Annotated in this window: 25 protein-coding genes and 1 pseudogene; 9 read left to right on the forward strand and 17 right to left on the reverse strand. The window is 52.6% G+C overall.

Going from position 1 to position 21,798, the window contains the following annotated elements; translation table 11 throughout:
- Positions 1 to 31: 31 nt before the first annotated feature.
- From ACYF68_RS11510 to ACYF68_RS11550, 9 genes and pseudogenes are all read right to left on the reverse strand, one after another.
- The gene (locus tag ACYF68_RS11510) at positions 32 to 1,099 is read right to left on the reverse strand and encodes a hypothetical protein (protein WP_461046996.1); all 1,068 of its coding nucleotides are present in this window, start codon (positions 1,097 to 1,099) and stop codon (positions 32 to 34) included.
- Complete coding sequence (locus ACYF68_RS11515) at positions 1,096 to 1,554, reverse strand: glycosyltransferase family 2 protein (RefSeq protein WP_461047615.1); 459 nt, start codon at positions 1,552 to 1,554, stop codon at positions 1,096 to 1,098. Before ACYF68_RS11515 ends, ACYF68_RS11510 begins: the two co-directional genes overlap by 4 nt.
- Before the next feature lie 88 nt (positions 1,555 to 1,642).
- Positions 1,643 to 2,179, reverse strand: coding sequence for a hypothetical protein (locus tag ACYF68_RS11520; protein ID WP_461046998.1), 537 nt, complete (start codon positions 2,177 to 2,179; stop codon positions 1,643 to 1,645).
- A 25-nt stretch (positions 2,180 to 2,204) separates the two neighbouring features.
- A complete protein-coding gene (locus tag ACYF68_RS11525; protein WP_461047000.1) occupies positions 2,205 to 3,845 on the reverse strand; it encodes an ABC transporter ATP-binding protein in 1,641 nt (546 codons plus the stop codon).
- A 33-nt stretch (positions 3,846 to 3,878) separates the two neighbouring features.
- Positions 3,879 to 4,657: pseudogene (locus tag ACYF68_RS11530) on the reverse strand (ABC transporter permease).
- Between the two features lie 27 nt (positions 4,658 to 4,684).
- Complete coding sequence (locus ACYF68_RS11535) at positions 4,685 to 5,488, reverse strand: glycosyltransferase family 2 protein (protein WP_461047616.1); 804 nt, start codon at positions 5,486 to 5,488, stop codon at positions 4,685 to 4,687.
- Positions 5,488 to 6,642, reverse strand: coding sequence for a glycosyltransferase (locus ACYF68_RS11540; RefSeq protein ID WP_461047002.1), 1,155 nt, complete (start codon positions 6,640 to 6,642; stop codon positions 5,488 to 5,490). The genes ACYF68_RS11535 and ACYF68_RS11540 overlap by 1 nt, the downstream gene beginning before the upstream one ends.
- 23 nt (positions 6,643 to 6,665) lie before the next feature.
- Positions 6,666 to 7,778: a glycosyltransferase gene (locus ACYF68_RS11545; RefSeq protein WP_461047004.1), complete on the reverse strand. Its 1,113-nt coding sequence runs from the start codon at positions 7,776 to 7,778 to the stop codon at positions 6,666 to 6,668.
- A gap of 96 nt (positions 7,779 to 7,874) precedes the next feature.
- The gene (locus ACYF68_RS11550; RefSeq protein ID WP_461047006.1) at positions 7,875 to 9,206 is read right to left on the reverse strand and encodes a UDP-glucose dehydrogenase family protein; all 1,332 of its coding nucleotides are present in this window, start codon (positions 9,204 to 9,206) and stop codon (positions 7,875 to 7,877) included.
- A gap of 322 nt (positions 9,207 to 9,528) precedes the next feature.
- Here ACYF68_RS11550 and ACYF68_RS11555 point away from each other — a divergent pair, with 322 nt between their 5' ends.
- The 5 genes from ACYF68_RS11555 to ACYF68_RS11575 all read left to right on the forward strand — a co-directional run bounded on the left by ACYF68_RS11555 (position 9,529) and on the right by ACYF68_RS11575 (position 13,263).
- Entirely contained in the window at positions 9,529 to 10,842 is a 1,314-nt protein-coding gene (locus ACYF68_RS11555; protein WP_461047007.1) for a nucleotide sugar dehydrogenase, read from the forward strand.
- Between the two features lie 97 nt (positions 10,843 to 10,939).
- Positions 10,940 to 11,131 (forward strand): hypothetical protein, encoded by a 192-nt coding sequence (locus ACYF68_RS11560; protein WP_461047009.1) that lies wholly within the window; start codon positions 10,940 to 10,942, stop codon positions 11,129 to 11,131.
- A gap of 175 nt (positions 11,132 to 11,306) precedes the next feature.
- Positions 11,307 to 12,350, forward strand: a complete 1,044-nt coding sequence (locus ACYF68_RS11565; RefSeq protein ID WP_461047618.1) for an LCP family protein — start codon at positions 11,307 to 11,309, stop codon at positions 12,348 to 12,350.
- 5 nt (positions 12,351 to 12,355) lie between these two features.
- Positions 12,356 to 12,829, forward strand: a complete 474-nt coding sequence (locus ACYF68_RS11570; protein ID WP_461047011.1) for a DUF2538 family protein — start codon at positions 12,356 to 12,358, stop codon at positions 12,827 to 12,829.
- 11 nt (positions 12,830 to 12,840) lie between these two features.
- Positions 12,841 to 13,263, forward strand: a complete 423-nt coding sequence (locus ACYF68_RS11575) for a GNAT family N-acetyltransferase (protein WP_461047013.1) — start codon at positions 12,841 to 12,843, stop codon at positions 13,261 to 13,263.
- A gap of 90 nt (positions 13,264 to 13,353) precedes the next feature.
- Here the strand turns inward: ACYF68_RS11575 and ACYF68_RS11580 are convergent, their stop codons facing one another.
- The 3 genes from ACYF68_RS11580 to ACYF68_RS11590 form a co-directional block, all read right to left on the reverse strand.
- The gene (locus ACYF68_RS11580) at positions 13,354 to 13,512 is read right to left on the reverse strand and encodes a hypothetical protein (protein ID WP_461047015.1); all 159 of its coding nucleotides are present in this window, start codon (positions 13,510 to 13,512) and stop codon (positions 13,354 to 13,356) included.
- Between the two features lie 37 nt (positions 13,513 to 13,549).
- Positions 13,550 to 13,786, reverse strand: a complete 237-nt coding sequence (locus ACYF68_RS11585) for a MarR family transcriptional regulator (protein WP_461047017.1) — start codon at positions 13,784 to 13,786, stop codon at positions 13,550 to 13,552.
- Between the two features lie 751 nt (positions 13,787 to 14,537).
- The gene (locus ACYF68_RS11590) at positions 14,538 to 16,106 is read right to left on the reverse strand and encodes a competence protein ComK (protein ID WP_461047019.1); all 1,569 of its coding nucleotides are present in this window, start codon (positions 16,104 to 16,106) and stop codon (positions 14,538 to 14,540) included.
- A 208-nt stretch (positions 16,107 to 16,314) separates the two neighbouring features.
- Between ACYF68_RS11590 and ACYF68_RS11595 the strand changes: the two genes are divergently transcribed.
- The 4 genes from ACYF68_RS11595 to ACYF68_RS11610 all read left to right on the forward strand — a co-directional run bounded on the left by ACYF68_RS11595 (position 16,315) and on the right by ACYF68_RS11610 (position 17,826).
- Complete coding sequence (locus ACYF68_RS11595) at positions 16,315 to 16,788, forward strand: sigma-70 family RNA polymerase sigma factor (RefSeq protein WP_380569845.1); 474 nt, start codon at positions 16,315 to 16,317, stop codon at positions 16,786 to 16,788.
- A gap of 83 nt (positions 16,789 to 16,871) precedes the next feature.
- Positions 16,872 to 17,078: a hypothetical protein gene (locus ACYF68_RS11600; RefSeq protein ID WP_461047021.1), complete on the forward strand. Its 207-nt coding sequence runs from the start codon at positions 16,872 to 16,874 to the stop codon at positions 17,076 to 17,078.
- Positions 17,079 to 17,116: 38 nt separating this feature from the next.
- Entirely contained in the window at positions 17,117 to 17,548 is a 432-nt protein-coding gene (locus ACYF68_RS11605; protein ID WP_461047023.1) for a spore coat protein, read from the forward strand.
- A gap of 101 nt (positions 17,549 to 17,649) precedes the next feature.
- Positions 17,650 to 17,826: a YkvS family protein gene (locus ACYF68_RS11610; protein WP_380570017.1), complete on the forward strand. Its 177-nt coding sequence runs from the start codon at positions 17,650 to 17,652 to the stop codon at positions 17,824 to 17,826.
- 275 nt (positions 17,827 to 18,101) lie between these two features.
- Here the strand turns inward: ACYF68_RS11610 and ACYF68_RS11615 are convergent, their stop codons facing one another.
- The 5 genes from ACYF68_RS11615 to ACYF68_RS11635 all read right to left on the reverse strand — a co-directional run bounded on the left by ACYF68_RS11615 (position 18,102) and on the right by ACYF68_RS11635 (position 21,772).
- Entirely contained in the window at positions 18,102 to 18,647 is a 546-nt protein-coding gene (locus ACYF68_RS11615; RefSeq protein ID WP_461047025.1) for a hypothetical protein, read from the reverse strand.
- Positions 18,644 to 18,955: a hypothetical protein gene (locus tag ACYF68_RS11620; RefSeq protein WP_461047027.1), complete on the reverse strand. Its 312-nt coding sequence runs from the start codon at positions 18,953 to 18,955 to the stop codon at positions 18,644 to 18,646. The genes ACYF68_RS11615 and ACYF68_RS11620 overlap by 4 nt, the downstream gene beginning before the upstream one ends.
- A gap of 29 nt (positions 18,956 to 18,984) precedes the next feature.
- Positions 18,985 to 20,259 (reverse strand): TrkH family potassium uptake protein, encoded by a 1,275-nt coding sequence (locus ACYF68_RS11625; protein WP_461047028.1) that lies wholly within the window; start codon positions 20,257 to 20,259, stop codon positions 18,985 to 18,987.
- Positions 20,260 to 20,498: 239 nt separating this feature from the next.
- Positions 20,499 to 20,738, reverse strand: coding sequence for a PDZ domain-containing protein (locus ACYF68_RS11630; protein WP_461047030.1), 240 nt, complete (start codon positions 20,736 to 20,738; stop codon positions 20,499 to 20,501).
- Positions 20,735 to 21,772: a S1C family serine protease gene (locus ACYF68_RS11635; RefSeq protein WP_461047620.1), complete on the reverse strand. Its 1,038-nt coding sequence runs from the start codon at positions 21,770 to 21,772 to the stop codon at positions 20,735 to 20,737. Before ACYF68_RS11635 ends, ACYF68_RS11630 begins: the two co-directional genes overlap by 4 nt.
- Positions 21,773 to 21,798: the final 26 nt, after the last annotated feature.

A 21,798-nucleotide genomic window follows, 5' to 3' on the forward strand; every position in this document is an offset into this window, starting at 1 on the left:
CCGAGCTCGTACAGGTGGCGGGTGTATGGCTTTAGTTTGTTGTGGGCGTCCTTTTCCTGTAGGTGCTGCTGTAGAGCCACTTGCGGTTGCGCCGCCCCAATATAAAGCCCCCCGTCGTGCGCACTGCCTGTTTCATGCCACGCGGCAAGGCGGTGGTAAAGGCGAGCCGCCGCTCTGCTTCATTGAATGATGCACGGCGCTGCCTCAGTGTCGCAGCAGCCGCCCGCTCCTCTTCCCTTGCCGCTTCGAGCTGTTTCTTCATATGTGCCAGTTCATTCTCGAGTCCTTTTATGCTATTCATATGACGTGTCCCCCGTCTGATCGGTGCCGATCCCCCACGTAAAGCATCATCCTCAAAGTGCCAAGGCCCCGTCACAGTGAAATACGCTTTCATTCGGTCGATGGCAACAGCACGCTTGCTGTCATCCATCTGTTGATTGCCTGCTACGTGAAGGGTCTCGACTGTTATTTCAGGGCGGTATTTCTGCCATTCATTGAATACTTCAAGATCAGTCACGATCAGTTTTTGGGCACCAATCTTCTCCCCGTAGACGAGCATCTGGAGGGATTCCCCATCAAGCATATCCCGTATATCCGTGGCGATGGTCCCATCATCATCCGGGTCATATGTGTAGAGCTGCACGAGCCCGATCCGCGCGTGATTCTCTTTGAGCGTCCGGATGCGTTTTATATGCGCATGCTCATCGGCACGGAAATCTCCGGCTATGATGACGTCAAAATCCCGCCAGCCATCCGTCTTCTCCTCACGCTCGGGCCACATCGGTTCAGGGACCGGGAATGGCCTTGGGTTCTGCGGATAGCTGTAGTATAGGTTATCTGACATCGCATGATGATGCTCCAGGCTGTCGACATACTCTTTTCTCACACCCATGAAGAAGCCATCATAACCGAAAGCGGAACTGCCTGTCAGCGAAGCCGTGGACTGCCTTGGAAGTGACAGCGGGCCGGTGTTGAGGTCAACGTAGCGTCCTTGGCCGAATGTTTTGACCAGACGGCGCTTGAATTCACCGTCCCCGGCAAAGCGGACGCTGTCCCAGTGGCCGATTGCGTCGGTGACCATTTTCCTTCTGAACATCATCGATGACATGTTCGGGAAGATATACTTGCCTGGTGTCCCCGCCTGTAGAGTGTCAGTTCCTCCGTCAAGCGTGCATGGCCGGAAGTATTTGCCACGACTTTCGGATGGTCCATCAAGTGTCTCGCCTGCACTTCAATCTTCTGGCTATGCGACCAGTCGTCCGCATCGTTGACCGTCACGAACTCCCCGTCTGCCGCCTCGAGGGCGATGTTGCGTGCGACATAAGGGCCACTGTTTCTTGGTGTGGATAATACCCGCACCCGCGGGTCGCGGGCAGCGTATTCTTCGGCAATCGCCTTTGTGTCGTCTGGACTGCAGTCATCGACGATGAGGAGCTCCAGATTCTGCCATGTCTGGCCAAGAATCGATTCGATCGCAATGCGGATGCCCGCCCCGCTTTGAATGCCGGCAGGATCACGGACACTTTCGGACCGTCGGTAATGGTGTGTGTGGATGGTTCCGTCATCAGCGCATCGTAGGCCGGCACGGCTCCATCGGCGAAGCCGATTGGCTGTAGGCTGTGCATATGGAACGCTTCATTGATCAGCACCATGCGTCGGCTGATGTCCGATTCAAGGTTGGCCAGACCAAGGCATAGGTCCGGATGCGGCTGTGCCTCGAGATGGTTTGACAGGAGCCGTACGGCTGCTTCCCTCTGACCGGTGCGGTCCAGACACTCGGCTTTGACGATGGCGAGCCGCCGCTTCTGGTCGGGCCATCTTCTTTTGAATAGGCATCATCCAGATAGTCGAGGGCACGCTGTGCGCCCACTGCATCATTTCTGTTGGCATGCCAAAGACTCATCTCCCAGGAGATGAGTCTTTTGATCTCTGGATTATCGGTCTCATCGCGGAGCGTCTGCATATCATCGAGCGCCCGCTCTGTGAAGCCGAGCGTATAGAGATGGTGCTTCAATGATTTCACGCGGCGCCGTTCCGTGAACTTCTTGCCGTTCAACAGGCGGATGACCGTATCCTTTTGGGTTTGTGTAAGCATATCGCCGATCTGCTTGCGCTGATTTTCGTTGAATAGTGAATAGACTACCCAGTCTATCGGTTTGGAGAGTATTTTCTTGATCATGGAAAGTACCGCCTTCTTCAATTATTTATCTGCGCCTTGGGACGCCGGCTGCTTGTTGGCCCCTTGCTTCTTTTCTACTGCCTGATTTTTCTGGGGAATTCTTACCTGCACCTCTGCGTCCTGCCAGTTTCTTCTGCGCCGGCTTTAGCAGGCCTTGGGCCTCCCTATATTTATAGACCGCCTCTTCGGCACTGCCGTCAAACATCACCTTGCCCTGCTCCATCCATATGCCCCGTGTACAGAGCTTTTCGATGAACGGCAGGCTGTGGGAGACGATGATAACCACTTTGGCGCGGCTCATCATCTCCTGGATGCGCTCGCTCGCCTTCTGCTGGAAGGCGAGGTCGCCGGTTGACAGCGCCTCATCCACGATGAAGATGTCTGGTTGGAGATTGGCGGCGATGCTGAAGCCGAGGCGAGCCTTCTGGCCACTTGAGAAATCCTTGACCGGCTTTTTGACCTTATCGCCGAGACCGGTGAATTCGACAATCTGATCGAATTTCTCATCGACGCGTTTTTTCGGGATGCCGAGCAGCAGGGCATTCAAGTAGATGTTGTCTTCCCCGGTCAGGTGCGGGTTGAAGCCTGTGCCATAGCCGAGCAGGGCACTCGTTTCCCCGTGGAGTTCCATCTCGCCTTCATCCGGCCGCAATATTTTGGTCAATGTCTTGCATAGTGTACTCTTGCCGGCGCCGTTATGGCCGATGATGCCGACCACTTCACCTTCATGGACCTCAAAGTTCACGTCCTTCAATGCCCAGAATGTGCCTGTATTCAACTTATAGGAGACACCGACGCCTGATGCGCGGATGACCACATTGTCCTTCATCTCGGTTTCCGTCTTTTGCAGCTCGAGTTTGCCCTGTTTCCGCTTCGGCCGTTTCGGCACGGTCTGGCGGTAGTTGGCGATGACCGTCTTCGGTTCGCCGATCTCACGCACTTCTCCTTTGTCGAGCCACATCACCCTGTCGCAGTGCCGTTGTGCATAGCGCAGGCTGTGCGTGACCAGAATGACCATCTTCGCCTGTTTGACGAGCGACTGCATCTTTTCGGCAGCCTTCTTCGAAAACTTCGCATCCCCGGTGTTCAACGCTTCATCGAGAATCAGAATCTCAGGATGCAGGTGCGATGCCACACTGAAGCCGAGCCTTGATTTCATCCCACTTGAATAGTACTTCATGGGTTCGTCGAAAAACTGGCCGAGGTCGGAGAATTCCTTGATGTCTTCGATGTAGAGGTCGATCTCCTTCTTATCGATGCCGAGCATCATACCGTTCAGGTAGACATTCTCCTTGCCGGGCAGTTCAGGATTGAAGCCCATGCCGAATGAGAATAGGGCGGTGACTTTGCCTTTGACGTCCATCACGCCGTAGTCTTCCCGCAGTATGCCTGAAATGATGCGCGAAATCGTGGACTTGCCTGCCCCGTTGGAACCGATGATGCCGAGTATCTCGCCTTCCATCCCTTCAAAGCTGATGTCCTTGAGCGGATGGACGAGCTGCCTCTCCGGCAGACGCCACTCCTTGAAGAAGTCGAGCACCCTGGATTTGAAGTCGGCGGCATGGTTGCCCGAGAAGAAGCTGACGCCGACCCCTTCGGCCTTGACGACTGCTTCCTTGTCATCTTTATGTGTTTGATCCACTTCCGGTCCGTTAACTTGAGTCAATCCAAAAACCCTCTTTTTTATAATGATCGCCTATTACAGCGCTTTGATGATCTTGTATTCGTTGCGGCTGTAGTACCACAGCATGAAGCCGATTGCCAGAGCCGACACCACGAATATGATGCCGAGCCCCATGAAGTTCGGTACATTGCCGTACATGAGTATGTCCCGGTAGGCCGTCACGATGACGGCAACAGGGTTGTACGTCACTGCCCAGCCGTATTCAGGCGGCAGCCTGCCGCCTTCCCAGATGATCGGGGATGCGTAGAAGAATACGCGGGTGACGTACTGCAGCACGTTCTCGAGGTCCCGGACGAATACCGTCACGTAGGCCAGGATCATGCCGATCGCAAGCAGGAATACGGTCTGGATGATGACCAGCAGCGGCAGGAATACGATCTCCCACCCGGCATCACCCTGTACACGGCGAGGAATGCCGCGATGACCAGGAAACCGAATGAGAAGTTGAACAGCTGGGTCAGCGTAAATGAAATCGGGAACAGCGATTTCGGCAGGTAGACCTGGCTGACGATCGAGCTGTACTGCATGATCGATTTCGATGATGAATTCAACGTCGAACTGATGCACCGCCATACTATAAGTCCGATGACCAAGAACAGCGGGAAGTTCTCAGGGCCCGCCCGGTCCAGTATGATGACGACCAGGAAGTAGAATACGAGCACGTTCAGAAGTGGGTCGAGCAGCCACCACAGGTAGCCAAGATAGCTGTTGCGGTGTTCCGCCTTCAGCCCCGACCGCACCAGATAATAGAGTAGATCTTTGCGATCCAGCATTTCCTGCAAATATATTTTCATGATTAAATAAGACACCGCCCATTTCCACTAAGGTTCTGATTTGATCTGATCCTTCTTTATGATCAGTTTATATTTTATGAGGTCCTTCACCGCAATCATCGCATAATGGCTGAAGTACCATATGGTGCTGATGAGGCTCTGTGATTCGATGTTTCGGAAGAGGTACCAGTTGCGCTTGGCCGCCTTCCATTTGTTGCTTGAGATCGACCCGCCGACCACCCGGTACCACGCAAGCGTCTTGTTTAGCCCATAGGCCGTGAAGCCGCGCCGGGTCAACTCGAGCCATAATGCATAGTCCTGGCGGGTGCGGATATTGACCATCCGGACTTCACCGGTCTTCTTCGTGTCCAGCATGACCGTCAGGCAGCCGATGACGCAGCGCTTCATCAGCGCATCCCAATCGACTTTTTTTGGCGTCTTCGACAGATAGCCCGTCGGCGTCCCGTCTTCCAAAGTGCGCTCATATGATGTGAACGAAAAAGCGATGTCCTTCTCCTGCATGAACCGCAGCTGATGCGCGAGCTTTTCCGGCAACCATCTGTCATCACTGTCCAAAAACGCGATATAGCGCCCGCGGGCATTTTCGATCGCGGTATTGCGCGCCACGGCAGAACCCGAATTCTCCTCGAGCGCGATCAGCCGGATGCGCGCGTCCTTCTGCTGCATCGCCGTTATGTAATCGACTGTCCGGTCGGTTGACCGGTCATCGACGATGATCATCTCCCAGTCCGTATATGTCTGGTCGAGGACGGAATGGATCGCATCCCTGATGAACCGTTCTGCATTGTATGCCGGCGTGATGACTGAAACCGTCGGCCTGTGTGATTCCATCATTTGCCTCTAACACCTTCCTTGCTAAAAGATGCTGGCCTGTCCGAGAGGGCATCATACCATTTGACGAGTATCCGCTCCTGTGTCTGCCAGTTCAGTTCCTCCGCTACTGCCTGTCTGCCGTTCTCGCCCATCTGCCTTGCCGCTTCCGGATTATCCTTCAAATAGTCGAGTGCCGCTTTTATCGCGTCGTCATCTTCCGGGTCGACGGCGATGCCGCAGGCGTACTTGTCGACGAATGCCTGCCATACAGGGAAGTCCGAGCAGATGATCGGCAATCCGGCATTCATATACTCGAAGAATTTGGTCAGTTCCTTGTTGCGGTAGTGCTCCGTTTTCGGGAAGATCGCAAGGCCCGCCAACCAGTGGCGTTCCAGGTATTTATCCTCGATCCGCCCCTTTTCGACGAAGCTGTCGATGCCTTCTATATGGAGCCGTGACCTGCCTTCGCCTGCCGTCTCATACATCTCTTCCGCCAAGGCGCCCGGACATTTGCCGATGAAATGCACGTCCATGTCCGGTGCGATTTTTGGCAGTTTCGCATGATAGAGGGCGCCGCGCACATGCGAGACGTTCCCTGTATACAGCACGCTGCCTTCAGCGTGTCCTGAACGTTCATGGGCCAAAAAGCGCTCGTTTACGACCGGATAGTTCAATATCCATACACCATCCGGATACGCGTCCTTATAGTACTTTTCGGCCAGTGACACGCCCATGTCCTTTATAAAGAACTTTTCAAGGACCTTGTAGCCGGTCGCCACCACTCTTTTGACCGACTCACCCAAGTAGTCCTTCTGCATGATGCTCGTAATATAGTCTTCGTGGACATCGTAGACGACCGCGCTGCCCGTCTTCCTGAGCAGCCACCCTGCAGGCAGCAGCTCGGGGTCATGGAACGTATAGATGTCGGCATCAATGGCTTTGGCCTTCCTATAGGCGTCAAATGTGCCGAAGATCATGCGTGCCAGCCGGCTCTTGTAAGTGCGGAGCGGCACATGCTCAATCGGTGCCGGGCGCACGCCGCCATTCGGATCGCGCCGCGCTATCAGCGTAACATCAAAGCCCGCCTCCTGGAGCGAACGGCACTGCTTATGGTAGATCCTCGGATCATAGGGATGGTGGACCGTCGTCATATGTACAGCTTTCTTCTTCATGTCATTTCTCCTACTCCTCTAGATTACTGGCGGGCGACGCCAAGAAACATCTCTTCGTATTGGCGCACGATCGCGTCCACCCGAAACGCTTCAGCACGCGCACGCCCTTGTCGGATGCGCACTTCACGCTCAGCGTCATCCAGTGTCAGTACAGCATGCATCGCGTTTGCCAGAGCCGTGGGGTCTCCCATGGGGCACATCGTCCCATAACGACCGTCTTCCAGCACTTCCCGCGCACCGGGATGCGCTTTTGTCGAGACGACCGGGGTGCCTGCGGCCAACGCCTCCGCCAATACATGGCCGAATCCTTCCTTCTGCGACGACAGGACGAACAGGTCAGCGCGGGCAAAATAGGCATACGGATTCGGCTGAAAGCCGAGGAAGTGCACCGATCCATGCACGCCCAGCTCTAAAGCCAACGCTTTCAGCGAGGCTTCCTCTCCTCCCGCGCCGAGGATTACCAAAATGGCACGAGGCTCTTTTTCCTTCACCTTACAAAACGCCCGCAGCAGTGTCGCATGGTCTTTATCGGGATGGAGCCGACCTGCTGTGACGATCACTTTGTGATTGTCATCAAAAAGGCCTACAGGCACATCATCCCGCAGTGCTGCACGGCGTATCCCGGCGATATCGACAGGGTTGTATATGACGTCGATCTTGCGCGCCGGGACACCGTAGCGTGCGATGATGTTGGCTTTGACGCCCCCCGACAATGCAATGACCTTCGATGCACGGCGGTAGAGCGCGCCTGATGCCTTGAGCTTGAGGTTCTCACGAAGGCTGCCACCGAGGAACGCCGCTTCCCGCACCACATTCCTTGCCCCGGTGCCTGATAATACAGTCGCCAGTATCGCCACGATATTATAGTTCGGGATGGTGCTGAAGACGAGGTCCGGCCGCTCTTTTCTGAGCACTTTAGAAAGCTGCATCACAGCGTGCCTTAGCCGCTTCGTCCTAAGCTTCAAAAACGTCACGTCAGGGTCCAGATGCGCCTCGTAGTCCCCAACATAGTCCAATGTCACTAGCACAGGTTCGAATTTTTCCCTATCCATATTATTGATGATGTTGAGCATGGTCCTTGCTGCACCACCGCCGCCCAATTCATATATGAAGCACACTATCTTTTTTCTCTCCATGCCCGCTCAGCCTTCCCGTACACTCAATCAAAAGTGTATTATATCACTTTCACTGCGATAAACTCAATCTTTTATAGGGTAATTGCCGATTTTGATCTATTCGGAAGGATGCACCCCTTCTTTCGGTTTCACGGACGGCCGTCCGATGGAGTGGTATTCTATCCCCTCGCCCTCGACTTCCACCAAAGTGAAGCAGTTCCGTCCATCAAAGATGACTGGCGCCGCCATAAGCCTTTTGTACGTAGCGAGCGGCAGTGTCTTGATGGCCGGCCATTCTGTCAGGATGATGGCAATATCCGCCCCATCCAGGGCCGTCTCAATCTGATCCGTGAAATGGATGGCCCCGGACAGCTGGGCCCGCGCATTCTTCAAGGCAGCCGGGTCATAGGCCCGCACTTCAGCACCTTCATCCACCAGCTTTTCCGTCACGGAAATGGACGGTGCCTCTCTGATGTCATCGGTGCCCGGCTTGAAGGCCAATCCAAGCACCGCCACTTTCAATCCCTTCAATGATTTGAACCTGGACTGGATCTTGTCGACGATGATGACCCGCTGGCGCTCATTGGAGTCGACAACGTTCTCAAGGATCGGCATATCGTAATCGACCGCCCCGGCAATCGAGATGATGGCCCGCGTATCTTTCGGGAAACAGGAGCCGCCGTAGCCGATGCCGGCATTAAGGAAGGCGTTGCCGATCCGCCGGTCCATCCCCATGCCTTCTGCGACATGGTCGATATTCGCTCCAATCCGTTCGGACAGGTTGGCCATTTCATTGATGAAGCTGATTTTTGCCGCCAGAAATGCATTGGAGGCATATTTGATCATCTCGGCACTCCTCAAGTCCGTCCTGACGATCGGCAGATCGAAGCCTTCATTGATGTCTGCCACGATGTCCAACGCCGCTTCATCATCGGATCCGATCACTATGCGGTCGCCGTTGAAGGTGTCATGGACTGCAGAACCTTGACGCAGGAATTCGGGGTTCGATACCATCCGGATACGCACGTCTTTTCGGAGGTTCGCCTCTATTTCCTGCTTGATCCATTCATTCGTGCCGACCGGCACTGTACTTTTGGTGACGATCACCGCATCTTCCCTGAGATGCTCGGCGAGTGAAGCGCAGACTTCCTTGACATAGGTCAAGTCGGCTGAGCCATCCGCCGCCTGCGGCGTACCGACTGCGATATAGATGACTGCCTTGCCACGTAGGCCTGCTTCGTAGTCCGCTGTGAAATCGATTGAGCCGTTGTCGATATTCTTCTTGAGCAACTCTTCAAGCCCCGCCTCATAGATCGGGCTGATGCCCCTCTGCAACCCCTCGACCTTCGCTTCATCGAGATCGATGCAAGTTACCTTGTTTCCCACTTCTGCTAGGCAGACGCCGGTTACGAGTCCGACATAACCAGTCCCTATCACTGAAATATCCATTTTATGGTTAGCTCCTTATTCATACGGCATCCAGATGCCGCACTGAAGTTTTGCTTTTCCTCTATATCCACCAGCATGCACCCGGCCAAAATAACGCTCCGAATGACGCCTGGCTCCGATTGTAGAAAATTTATTTTTTGATATGATTCACTTGACTAGTTTATCATATGCCATACATTTTTCCATTTTTTGCGGCGAAAAAGTGCATTAAAGTCCAGAGAATGTATAATTGACTACAATTATACCGATGCCATCCTGAAATCGCGATATGATTGACGGTGGCGTCATAATAACTACACATATAAAGGAAGATAAACCCACCATGGAACTATTCGAAAACCTCCGAAGCAAAAAAGACAAACTTGCGGTCGTGGGCCTCGGCTATGTCGGCTTGCCCATCGCCGTTGAATTCGCCAAGAAATACGATGTCCTGGGATTCGATCTGAACGAACAGAAATTGGATCAGTACAGAAGCGGTCATGACGTGACTGAGGAAGTGGGTGACGATGCGCTTAAGGCGAGCACCATGACATTCACAAGTGATGAAGCGGACCTGAAAGACTGCCGCTTCCACGTCATCGCGGTACCGACGCCGATCAACACCGACAAGACGCCGAACCTCGGCCCGGTCATCGGCGCAAGTGAAGCCGTCGGACGCAACCTCACCAAAGGCTCCATCGTCGTATATGAATCGACGGTCTATCCGGGGACGACCGAGGAAATCTGCATCCCCATACTCGAGCAGGAATCCGGCCTCAAATTCGGCGAAGACTTCAAAGTGGGCTACTCGCCTGAGCGCATCAATCCAGGCGACAAAAAGAACACACTGACGCGCATCATCAAAGTCGTCTCCGGTTCAGATGAAGCGGCCCTGCGCGAAATCTCCGCCATCTACGCCTCCATCATAGAAGCTGGCGTGCATGAAGCGGAATCCATCAAGGTGGCCGAAGCTGCAAAAGTCATCGAAAATTCCCAAAGGGACATCAACATCGCCTTCATGAATGAATTGTCGATGGTCTTCAACAAGATGGACATCAACACCAAGGCCGTGCTGGAAGCGGCCGGCACCAAATGGAACTTCCTGAACTTCACCCCTGGCCTGGTCGGCGGCCACTGCATCGGTGTGGATCCCTACTACTTCACCTACAAGGCGGAACAGCTCGGCTACCATTCGCAGATCATCCTCTCCGGCCGGATGATCAACGACGATATGGGCAAGTATATAGCCGGCAACATCATCAAAAAAATGATCAAGGCCAAGCAGGAGATCGATGGCTCCCGCGTGGCGATACTCGGCCTGACCTTCAAGGAGAATGTCGGCGATGTGCGCAACACTAAAGTCATCGACATCGTCGATGAACTGCGCGACTACGGTGTGGAAGTGCTCGTGCATGATCCCGCTGCCGATAAAAATGATGTGCTGCAGGAATTCGGCCTGCATCTGAGTGAGGAGCAGGACCTTACGGATCTTGATTGCGTCGTACTCGCCGTACCGCATGACGCCTATCTCGACACTTTCGATTCCGACGCCTTGAAGTCGGCCTATAAGAGCGACAAAAGGGTGCTGGTCGACATTAAAGGTGTGCTGGACCGCGGGGCACTCGAATCAGCCGGGTACCTCTACTGGAGCCTCTAGGTAATATCGTGCAGATCTCTCACAACAGACTCCAACGCACGTCCAGCCAAATTGCGCCATTTTCGCCACTCTATAATAAAGCGGGTTTAATTAAATTATGAAAAGAAAAATTTTTTACGGTATCCTCATCGTGCTGCTGGTAGCACTTGTCGTGATCGGCGTCTATATCTACAACCTTTTCAATTCATTCGAAAGGGGGTTTCGGAATCATTCGAAGCCACCGAGCGCGACCGTTCAGAACTGCGTCTGGATGACATCGACCCTTCCCTGGACAGCTTTACAGTCCTGATACTCGGCATCGACGAGAACGAGACGCGCAAAGAAAAAGGAAATCTTGATTCACAGGATTTCCGCACCGATACGATGATTCTAGCCACTTTCGATAAAGATCAGGAAGAAGTGAAGCTTGTCAGCATTCCCGGGATACACTGACATATCTTCCGGAAGAGAATTATTTCGATAAGATTACACATGCCCACCGCGAAAGCGGGCCGGACGGTTCGATGAGCGCGGTCGAATCGTTGTTGAATGTGCCGGTCGACTTTTATGTCCGTGCCAACATGACTGCTGTCGTCGATATCGTCGATGCACTGGACGGTGTGGAGTTCGATGTGCCATTTGATATGGAAGTATCCAGCCAGACCGACCGTGGGCCGGACGTCGTCGTCGAAGAAGGCGAACAGACCCTAAGCGGCGCAGAAGCGCTCGCCGTCGTCAGAAGCCGTGATATCGACAGCGACTTGGGCCGCGGCCAGCGCCAATTGGAGCTGGTCCAGGCGATCCTGTCCAAGGCCAAATCGACGGGCGCCCTCTCAAAGCTTGACGAACTGATAGAAGTCGTCGCAGATAATACAAAGCACAATATGGAGTCGAAGACGATCCGCAGCCTCGCTGCCTACTACTCCTTCAACGACATCAACTTCAACACGACCCAGATCAAAGGCAGCGACTTCTGGTTCCAGCAGAACGGCGCCTACTTCTACTGGGCCAATGAAGAGCATCTGTACCGCATTTCAGAAACCTTGAGGGAAGTGCTGGGCCTTGAAGCGCCTGATCCATACGACCTGATCAACATCCGCCTATCTGACGTCATCGTGCCCTACCGGTTCATCGAAGGCACTGAGCTTGAAGACTACCAGCCGGCAGAGCCACCCTACTTCATGCGGGACGGTTATGACAGCCAGATCGGCAATGGCTTCAATATGGAAGAAGGTCAAGATGAAGAATCTGTTGAAGAGCCTGATAGGGATATGAATCCGGAATTCACCGATGAGGAGCCGACTACAGAGCAGCCATCCGTAGAAAACGGCACCATGCCTCAATATGAAGAAAGTACACAAGAACCGTACTACGAGGAAGAGACGCAGGAACCGTATCAGGAAGATGCGGCCCCATACTACGAGGAAGAAACACAGGAACCTTATTATAAGGAAAATACACAAGAACCTTACCAAGCACCATACTATGAGGAGAACACACAGGAAACCCCTTCATATGATGGGGTCTAGGAGGGATGATGATGCGCAGAACTTACGATAAGGAGACGAACATCAATGAAATGTTCGACTACCTGGAAGAGCAGATAAAGCGCAGCGGAGAAGCACAGCCGGAGGATAGGTATTTTTATCAGAACCATGACCATAAGGAGATGTATCTGTCGATAAAGGGCTATTTTGCAGAGTCCGAATCCAATGCCGAGGTGGATGCGGCGTGCTACATGATCGCGCTGCCTGAGATATACAAGCAGATCAACATATTCGAACTCACCTTCCCGATGGACTGGATCCGCGGGGAAGACGGCAGATTGTCCCAATCCTTCAAAAATCTGCGCCCCCATATCCAGTATCTGGCCTTGGCCGCTGCTGAGGCGAGCGGGTTCAAGTTCAATACTCCACCTGCACTCTCCCTTGGACTGGAATACTGGAATCTCGAGCAGATGCGGGTATTTTGGCAGTTCACTGCCATCAGAAGAAAAAATGCGATGTAAGGAGAATGTTGATGGAAATAAAAGTGGCGGACAGCCAAAAGATGTACGATCAATGTCTCGAAATCCGTAAACGCGTCTTCGTCGAAGAACAGAATGTGCCGATGACCCGGGAAATAGACGCATATGAAGACACTTCGACACATATCCTGCTGACAACAGATACACCCGTCGGCACCGTCAGATACCGCCCGGTAGGCGACGGAATGATCAAAATCGAGCGTATGGCAGTACTGCCAAAAGCGCGTGGATTGAAATACGGCCGGGAGCTGATGGCTTTTGTGCATAAGCACGCCCGTGAAGCCGGGTATGTCAGAGCGAAACTCGGCGCGCAGGTCCATGCCGCCGATTTCTACAGGAAGCTCGGCTATGAAGTGGCTTCAGAGGAATTCGAGGATGCGGGTATCCCGCACATATATATGGAACGCACACTGTAGACAAAATAAAATCCAAGGGAGACTCCCTTGGATTTTTTTATATGCCATGTTTCCCGCATTAAAAAACCCTTTCCACGCGGGTGGAGAGGGTCATTGAACTTGAATTTTACGTAAGGTATCCATCAATATGCGTTTTTCTTCATCATCCAACGCTTCCACAACATGTTCACTGAGCTCACAGATTGAAGGCTCCAATTCTGCCAATGCTTCGTTCCCTGCATCAGTCATTTCCAGATAGGACGCACGCATATCGTTCTCGTTGCGTCGTTTGACGATATAACCCTGGTCAACCAGAAGTCTGGACGGCTCGTGAGACTGAAGTCTGTTCTTTCTTCAATCGGCCTATAATCGTTTTTTGTGTAAGTCCTGGCTCTTCTGAAACCATCTCTACGATATAGAGCTGTTCCCTGGATAGAGTGCCCAGTTCGGTTTTGAATTCAGCCAAATGATCGATTTTTGCATTCAGCATAAAAATATATCTGCACACATTCCGTATGTTTACATCATTTGTTGTTTCGCTCATATTATCTGCCCGCCATTCCTAACATTTACTCAGACACTTACCATTATACACAAAACTATGTTGTGCACAATATAATTAGGTGAAAAAAGTCTCTGTATTCCTCAGTGACTGTGCCTGAGAAACGTGTATTTTGTGTTTCAACCCTATTGGCACTACAAGAGGCAAATGAATTGATGGTTCTGCTATACAATAATGCGAGCGCGGTTTATCCCAATACTTTTTCTGACATTTTTTAATACCCGAATATATGCATATTCATTCATTTATCGAAAAACTGGTCAGTTATTTTTCTCATAGTCCACCATGTTTTCAAGTATCGTCGCCCGCAGCGCAACCAATTCCGGGTATTCATACAATACCCGTACTTTGACGTCCTTCAGCTGCTGTCCTTCCGGCATCGGTTCGGTGACGAATTTGACGAAGGTCACCGCGACATCCTCTTTCGGATTCGTCGCCTGATACGGCTCATGGAAATGGGTGATATGACTGTTGTAGAACGCTTCCCGTTCAGGATCTGATTTATACTTGTTTTCAACCCATTCCTCACCATACTGGGACCAGAATCGTTCGGTATAGGCTTTCATGAAAGTATCTTCTTTCAACGATGCCACGTCAGTACTGTCATCCTTGAAGTCTTCGGGCGGCAATGACCAGACGTGGGCGAATTCATGGATCAGCGTCCGGTATTCGTCCGGCTTCGTCTGATTGTCACGTATATCCATCGCCAGCGTGGTGCCGGAAGGCTTGACGTCTACATAGGCAAGCGTATTGCCTTCACCATCCGAAAACAGCCTGAAGGCATCGACGTCGGCGATCTCACGGGCAGGAAAGAAATGCGTGAAGCGTGTCCATATCTCCCTGAACGCTGCTTCATCCCCAAACGGGAGCGGCTGGTGCACTTCCGGCGCCCGAGCGTCACATCTTCAACCGGATATGTCAGGTAATCGATCTGGCTCCGGTTTTCGATGAATAGATGTTTCGTATCTTCTATATCGATGTAGTCATCGAGCGCATCGAGATATTGATCGCCAAGCGTCGTGCATGCCGCCACTGTACTGCAGTCCGGATGATCGACAGGCTGCTTTGGCGCTATCTCCGCCTGATGGCCGCCATCTTCGCCGGGCAGTCCAAGCAGATATAATATGCCAAGCAGCACCGCGCCGGTCAGCATACCGAACAGCAGAAGCTGGCCGATGGTGCGGAGGATGGCAGTGGACGGATGCGGCACCTGCTCTCTGCGGCTTCTGGTTACGGGGTGATCATATATCCACCCGTGATCGATGAGGACGGCTTTTATTTCCTCCAAGTGGTGCGCATAGTCCGGGATGCCGGAATCATCGAGATGAATGATTTCAATGCCCCCTCCAGTACGGACCGGGTACTCCCCGCATGTAAAGACGAGGACCGGAATATTACGGTTGTTCGCTTCTTCCGTCAGCCACCTGAAGTCACGCTCTGAAATGTCGGTGGACAGGATGACACAGTCATGATTCATCTGCTTCTGCATCCGCTCCCGGCGCACTGTTTCAAAGACATTGCTTGATGGCGTGACGCCATCACCGGTGATGGTACCGTATGGTGCCGAAACCCGTGCGGCCAGCCTCGGGTCCACTCCGTTTTGGCGGAGACGTTTCAACAGTGGAGACGTCTTTGTGGAATCACTGCTGAGGTTGGTGTGCAGCCGGACATGGTGGGCCGAATGGCTGCCGAGGCAGATGCTGATGACATGCCCGCCTGTAAAGGTCGAGTCCTCTTTCGTATAGATGCCACCCGCTGCGAGAATCTCCATAGCCTCCCCCTTTCCGCCGATCGCCTGCATCCTCCAGCAGGAACCGCGCCCCTTCTTATCGTGTGATGTAGAGCGCACTCTGCTCCGTATTTTAGTGGAGCGGTCGAGTACTTTCAATGCTTTGGCATATTGTTTTTCGCACAATCTGTAATCGGCTTCTATCCATTTCATCATACCATGGTTGAAGCGTATTTCCGTACCTCCCACCCCGGGTCTGAATTCAAGTAGCTGATGCAAGTTCACCCAGCAGGGATTGCGGCGCCGTGAGACCGTTACGGGGAACAATGTAAAATCGATGCGTTCATCGATGACGATCGGACCGAGCCGGTGGATGTCATGCGCGGCCTTCAGATGGGCCCGTCTGGCTTTTAAGTTTGTACCATGGCAATAGACGAGCAGTTCATCGATCAGGTCCTCGCTCGGTTTGACCGAGGGCAGTACACGGTCATGGTAGACCGCTTCGCAGAGAAACTCGGGGTGGTCGACTGGTTCAATGCAGCAGATCCCCGGGTTGAGTAGTGATGGTATCATGTGTCACCTCTTCAATGTGTTGATCTTTAAATTATACATTAAAAGCTAATTATTTAACATATAATTAACAATATTTTATATTATGTTAATATAACGGTAAGTTAAGTCGACTTATTAGGTGTTGTCCCCGGGCAGATTGCTCAGTTTCACCATATGATTGGCTTATCCGGAAATAACTGATGCATCGATGCGTTATGGGACACTCCATATGAATGAACAAATAGAACGGTATGAACCGATGATCCACAGCATCATGAATAAACTGAACATCCAATACGATAAAGATGATTATATGCAGGTCGGTCGGCTGGCCGTCTACTCTGCCCTGACTGCCTTCGATGCCGTCAAAGGCAAAGGGGCGACCGAATCCCAATTCGTCTATACGCGCATCCAGCAGCGGATGATCGATGAAATCCGTAAAGTTTCGCGCTATACTTCACATGTAAGTGCTGACGGCGATGCCGGGATGGATACCGGGACCGATGATGACATGCCGACACTCTACTATGAGAGCGCCCGCCGGGTCCTTGATGACCGGGAGATGTTGTGGCTGACCTATACATTGAAAGGCTTTACGGTGCGTGAAATCGCCTCTGTTGCTGGTTTCAGTGCATCGAGCGTCAAGAACTGGCGGGCTTCGGCACGGGTGAAGTTAAGGGAGATTTACGGCATTGAAGATTGAATTTTATGATTTCTGATAAGATTCTCGTATAATAACAAGAAGCATGTTATCCTTATGCCATAAATACCAACAGGAGGCTGACCATGGCTAAAAGCGACAAGAACGAAGTGCCACTCGGCGTGCATGAAACGCTGGAACTGCATGAAATCGTGACGCTCAGAAAAGCATCTCTGATGAAAGCGCACGTATTGGAATCCCTGGTGGATGATCCCAAGCTCAGATCCCTGCTCAGAAAGGAAAAGCAGATATCCGAGAAAGCCATAGAAGAAATAGAAGCACTGTTACCATAGAAGGCACATGTCCTTTATCTTTTAGGGAGGCTGCAGTAATGGAATTTGATGATATTTTGGAACACACCGGCAACAAGAAGGATGAACTGATCGTCCATGAAATGCTCGTCTCGTCCAAATCGGCCGTTCGGGCCTACTCGGTCGCGTTGACGGAGACGATTTCCCCGGAAGTGCGCGATGTGCTGAGGCGGCAGCTTACACAGGCAATCAATCAGCATTCACGTATTGCGGACTATATGGTCGAAATCGGCGCCTATCACCCGTATGACCTCAAAAAACAGGTCAAGCAGGATAAGAAGAAGGTGAAGAAGACGCGTAAGATCATAGCCAAGAGCAGACAGCCGGAGAATAAGCTGAAAAAGCGGCGCCCTGATGACTCGGAAGCGGCGTCTGACACCACCGTTTCACAGCAGGAGCCTGAAGCGGTCGTGGCATCGGACGATAAGGCGCAGGGTACATCGGATGCCTAACAGGTGATGGATGGCCGAACGCTTTCAATATTGCCGAACATCTAGTATAATGTCTTACATCATTGGTAGTGGAGGTTTGACGCATGGATGAAGAAACAGAAGTGGTAGCAGCACAAGTAGGGAATATAATAGAATTCCAAGGCATGAAAGGAAGAGTTGAGAAAGTCAACGACAACTCTGTCATTGTTGATATTACAATCGATAAAAATTTCGACGAGCATGAAATGTTCGAAAAGACTGTAGTCAACCATAAAAGATACAAGATCGTCGAAGAATAATCCCCGACCCGTTATACTGCGAGACGCAGTGTAGCGGGTTTTTTGTGATCTGGGGTGGGATGTGTGTGGTGCGGCCAATTCGCCTTCGTTGTGCGGACGAACGAGAGTTAGACGCCCAATTCGCCTTCGTTGTGCGGACGAACGAGAGTTAGACGCCCAATTCGCCTTCGTTGTCCCGGACCAACGAGAGTTAGACGCCCAATTCCCGCCAAAACAAAGAGCAGCGGCCCACACAACCTGCGGGGCGCTGCTCTTTTATCGTCTGTACCGTCTTTCTACAAGTGATAGTGGACCAGATCAAGGAGACGGTGGTCTTCTTGGAGCTGGGACACTTCGCGGTCGATGCGTGAGACGGAATGGCTCAAATATTCATATGTGCTGGTGCGGGTCTTGAAGTTGAGTTCGACATGCATCACCTTGCCGGTGTGATGGTGATGATATCTCGGGATATGCCGGTCATCTTCTGCAGAATAAGACGCGTGGTGGTTCTCCTCATATGATGCCGCGTCACAGCTGCCGGTGATGAGGAGCCCGACGCCTTCCATATCATGGATGACGCGGCTGATCGTATCGTCGGCATCGGCGAGGCAGACGATGACGTAGTCGGGATTTTCGGTATCATAGATGTATCTGAGCCAACGTTTGATGGAGCTGCTGAGGTTCGATATATGGAGATCCCGCTCACCGTTACTGCGGGACGGATCATAGGTGCCGGCATAGCCGCCGAGGATGGCGAGCTTCATGCCGTTGGTCCTGTAGATGTCGTACGGCTCCCCGAAAAACGGTTCCTTTGTCGCAGGATGGGTGATGTTGCAGCTCATCCACGGGAACTTCGAAAACTTAAAGACCGCCTGAGCCGTGAAATGTTGGCCATATCCTTATGGTTCAACACGCCGAAGCCATAATCCATATAGTTCATCGCCGTGATGGCAGGGTTGCGCGGGGTGATATAGTCCAAATCGATGCCGATGGTGCCGCCGAGGTCGGCAAGGATGACATGATGGTTCTGCTCAAAGAGCAGCCCCCTCTTATATTTGGCCACCTTCGACAGCGTCACGCCTGGCGCACTGCCGAGGTTGCGTCCGAGATGCTGGGTCAGTATGAGGCTCACACTGAAAAATTCCTGCATGTCTGGATACTCCTCTCATTTGAAGTTTATCAGCCGATCAAGATGCGTTCTTTCGGATAATGGAAAGACAGTTCCTTCTGCTTGCCGCCCATGGAGAACAGGAAGGAGATGAAACCGATCCGTCCGATGAACATGAAGATCATGACGACCACCTTGCTCCAATCGGTCAGGCCGCTTGTAATGCCAGTCGATAAGCCGGTCGTACCGAATGCACTGGTGACTTCGAATATGATATCGATCAGGTCGAAGCGGCCGCCCTCGAATAGGACCACTGAAATGATGCCGCTGAATACCAGGAAGACCGCCAATATGATGACGGCGAATGCGCGGCGCAGATCTTCACCGTCGACTTCGCGGTTGAAGATGCGGATATCACTGCGTCCCCGGCTGAACGATACGAGGAACAGGATCAGCAGCGCAAACGTGGTCGTCCTGATGCCGCCCCCGGCGGAACTCGGGGAGGCGCCGATGAACATCAGGGCGCTCATGACAAGCTGTGTCGCGTCACTGAACAGGCTCGGATCGACGGTCGTCAGCCCACCGCTCCGTGTAGTCGCAGAGGCGAACATGCTGTTCATCATCGTTTTGAACCATGAATCCTCCGAGAAGTAATTCGCTGATTCCATGACGAAGATAAAGAACGTCCCCACCAGGAACAAGACCAGGTAAGTGAGTGTCGTAATCTTGGCGAACAGCGTAAACCGGAAACTCCGTTTGCGCGACCGGAGGAAGCGGCGGACTTCTATCAATACTGGGTAACCGATGGCACCGAGCATGATCTGGATCATCACCGGCACCTGCAGTATGTAACCTTCCTCATAGCTGATCAATGAGTTGCCGAACAGGTCCATACCGCCGTTCGTTGTGGCCGAAACCGACAGGAACAGGCCGTTCATCAGGGAATAGTAGAAATCATTGGACTCTGCCATAAAATAGATGAAATACATCACCGCGCCGATCGTTTCGATGATCAGCAACGTCTTCAGTATCTCGATGACCAGCTTGACCGCTCCCGAGAATTTATACTGGTTGTTGTCGACGGCAATCTGCATGCGCTCCTTCAGGCCGATATGACGGCCGAACAGCACCCACAGCATGGTACCCATGGCCATGATGCCGACCCCACCAAGGTTCAGGATGACCATGATGACCACGTAGCCGCTCGTATTGAACGTTTCGGCGATCGTAATCGGGGTCAGGCCCGTCACCGACAAGGCGGAGGCTGCGACGAAAATCGTGTCGATCAGCGCCGTATCCTTCTCCCCACGATAGAGGAAAGGCAGGCTCAGGACAGAACTTGCCACAAAAAGCGCAATCAGATAGTACAGAAAAATCCCGCGTTGGGGGTGAGCGAGTCGAGGAAACGCTCCAACGATTTGAACATTGCAATCCCTTCTTTCAAAACCGTGCGGTTCTCATAAATACATCTTATTATCACGCACCCGATCAAGCTGTGTCAAGGTGACTTTCATACTGTTTGACAGTACCCTATCCACTACATTCCTACTCATATAAAAAAGCACCGGTCACCCGGTGCTCCACACTATTCCAGGGTGATGGTCGTTTCCTGCAGATTACCGTTGCGGTAATAGCCGACCGTCATCTCCTCTCCCTGTTCCTTTTCGTAATACAGATACTTCCTGAGTTCTATCATGTTCGCAATTTCATTGCCGTCGAACGATACGATGACATCGAACTGCTTGAGGCCGCCCGCGTCTGCCGGACTGCCATCCTCAACGTTGCTGATGATGACACCCGACTCCACATCATCAGGCAGGTTCATCTCATTGACCAGCACTTCAGCCGGTACCGTATAGAGGTCCTGCAGCAGGACGCCGAGGAACGGCCGGGAGATTTCCCCTGCTCTTCAAGCTGGGTGGCAATCTCCTGCACTTCGTTGACAGGGATTGCAAATCCGATCCCTTCCACTGTCGGCATGCTGATCTTCATCGAGTTGATGCCGATCAAGTCACCTGACTGGTCGACCAGCGCGCCGCCTGAGTTACCCGGGTTGATGGCCGCATCGGTCTGCAGCACGTTCGCCTCCCAGTCGTAGTTGCCGTCATTGTCTATATCGACAGGCACACTACGATCGAGGCCTGAGATGATACCTTGTGACACCGAACCTGAAAATGCCTGGCCGAGGGGTGAACCGATTGCGATTGCCGTTTCACCCACCTGGAGGTCCGAACTGTCGCCGAACTCGATGGCATTTTCGATTTCACCGCGGTCCATCCGTAATACAGCAAGGTCCGTCCATAGGTCGGTACCAACAATTTCAGCTGATTTCTGGGTGCCGTTCTCAAGTGTCACTTCGAGCTCCTGGGCCCCGTCGACCACATGGTTGTTCGTGACGACGTATGCATCTTCCTCCGTCAGCTTATAGATGACACCAGAGCCGGTCCCTGCTTCTTCCGGTTCACTGTCAGTCTGCTGCTCAAGTCCAGGGAGGATGTCGCCGATCTTCTGGAGGTTGACGATCGATACCACAGACTTGCGCGCCTTCTGGATGGCGGCCGTCGTATCCGAAACTTCTGCGTCACCGCTATTGTCGCCTTCCTGTTGATCGCCTCCCTCTTTTTGCTCATTCTGATCATTTCCTGAGACACCTTCCGCAGATTCATCCTGGTTCGTGTCGTCAGTGAATGCACTGAATAGGGCAAGTGCAATCAAGGCACCGATCAATCCGGCGATAAGCGGCAGAAGGATGGTGCTCAAACAGCCACCCCGTCCGCCTTTACGGCCACCTCCGCCGTCTCCCCGGCGCTTCCCCGGTGCAGTGTTCTCGGTTGGACCCGGCTCAGGCGCCATATGCATGGTGTCTCCCACGTTCTCCGGACCGT

The organism is Salinicoccus sp. CNSTN-B1, assembly GCF_054792835.1.

What these genes read in the sequence shown, in the direction of transcription:
- ACYF68_RS11510 (WP_461046996.1), bottom strand. Translation starts at nt 1,099, where the DNA reads ATGATGTTCAGAAGGAAAATGGTCACCGACGCAATCGGCCACTGGGAC.
- ACYF68_RS11520 (WP_461046998.1), bottom strand. Translation starts at nt 2,179, where the DNA reads ATGATCAAGAAAATACTCTCCAAACCGATAGACTGGGTAGTCTATTCA.
- ACYF68_RS11535 (WP_461047616.1), bottom strand. Translation starts at nt 5,488, where the DNA reads ATGGAATCACACAGGCCGACGGTTTCAGTCATCACGCCGGCATACAAT.
- ACYF68_RS11540 (WP_461047002.1), bottom strand. Translation starts at nt 6,642, where the DNA reads ATGAAGAAGAAAGCTGTACATATGACGACGGTCCACCATCCCTATGAT.
- ACYF68_RS11545 (WP_461047004.1), bottom strand. Translation starts at nt 7,778, where the DNA reads ATGGAGAGAAAAAAGATAGTGTGCTTCATATATGAATTGGGCGGCGGT.
- ACYF68_RS11550 (WP_461047006.1), bottom strand. Translation starts at nt 9,206, where the DNA reads ATGGATATTTCAGTGATAGGGACTGGTTATGTCGGACTCGTAACCGGC.
- ACYF68_RS11555 (WP_461047007.1), top strand. Translation starts at nt 9,529, where the DNA reads ATGGAACTATTCGAAAACCTCCGAAGCAAAAAAGACAAACTTGCGGTC.
- ACYF68_RS11560 (WP_461047009.1), top strand. Translation starts at nt 10,940, where the DNA reads ATGAAAAGAAAAATTTTTTACGGTATCCTCATCGTGCTGCTGGTAGCA.
- ACYF68_RS11570 (WP_461047011.1), top strand. Translation starts at nt 12,356, where the DNA reads ATGATGATGCGCAGAACTTACGATAAGGAGACGAACATCAATGAAATG.
- ACYF68_RS11575 (WP_461047013.1), top strand. Translation starts at nt 12,841, where the DNA reads ATGGAAATAAAAGTGGCGGACAGCCAAAAGATGTACGATCAATGTCTC.
- ACYF68_RS11580 (WP_461047015.1), bottom strand. Translation starts at nt 13,512, where the DNA reads ATGCGTGCGTCCTATCTGGAAATGACTGATGCAGGGAACGAAGCATTG.
- ACYF68_RS11585 (WP_461047017.1), bottom strand. Translation starts at nt 13,786, where the DNA reads ATGAGCGAAACAACAAATGATGTAAACATACGGAATGTGTGCAGATAT.
- ACYF68_RS11590 (WP_461047019.1), bottom strand. Translation starts at nt 16,106, where the DNA reads ATGATACCATCACTACTCAACCCGGGGATCTGCTGCATTGAACCAGTC.
- ACYF68_RS11595 (WP_380569845.1), top strand. Translation starts at nt 16,315, where the DNA reads ATGAATGAACAAATAGAACGGTATGAACCGATGATCCACAGCATCATG.
- ACYF68_RS11600 (WP_461047021.1), top strand. Translation starts at nt 16,872, where the DNA reads ATGGCTAAAAGCGACAAGAACGAAGTGCCACTCGGCGTGCATGAAACG.
- ACYF68_RS11605 (WP_461047023.1), top strand. Translation starts at nt 17,117, where the DNA reads ATGGAATTTGATGATATTTTGGAACACACCGGCAACAAGAAGGATGAA.
- ACYF68_RS11615 (WP_461047025.1), bottom strand. Translation starts at nt 18,647, where the DNA reads ATGAGCTGCAACATCACCCATCCTGCGACAAAGGAACCGTTTTTCGGG.
- ACYF68_RS11620 (WP_461047027.1), bottom strand. Translation starts at nt 18,955, where the DNA reads ATGCAGGAATTTTTCAGTGTGAGCCTCATACTGACCCAGCATCTCGGA.
- ACYF68_RS11630 (WP_461047030.1), bottom strand. Translation starts at nt 20,738, where the DNA reads ATGAACCTGCCTGATGATGTGGAGTCGGGTGTCATCATCAGCAACGTT.
- ACYF68_RS11635 (WP_461047620.1), bottom strand. Translation starts at nt 21,772, where the DNA reads ATGCATATGGCGCCTGAGCCGGGTCCAACCGAGAACACTGCACCGGGG.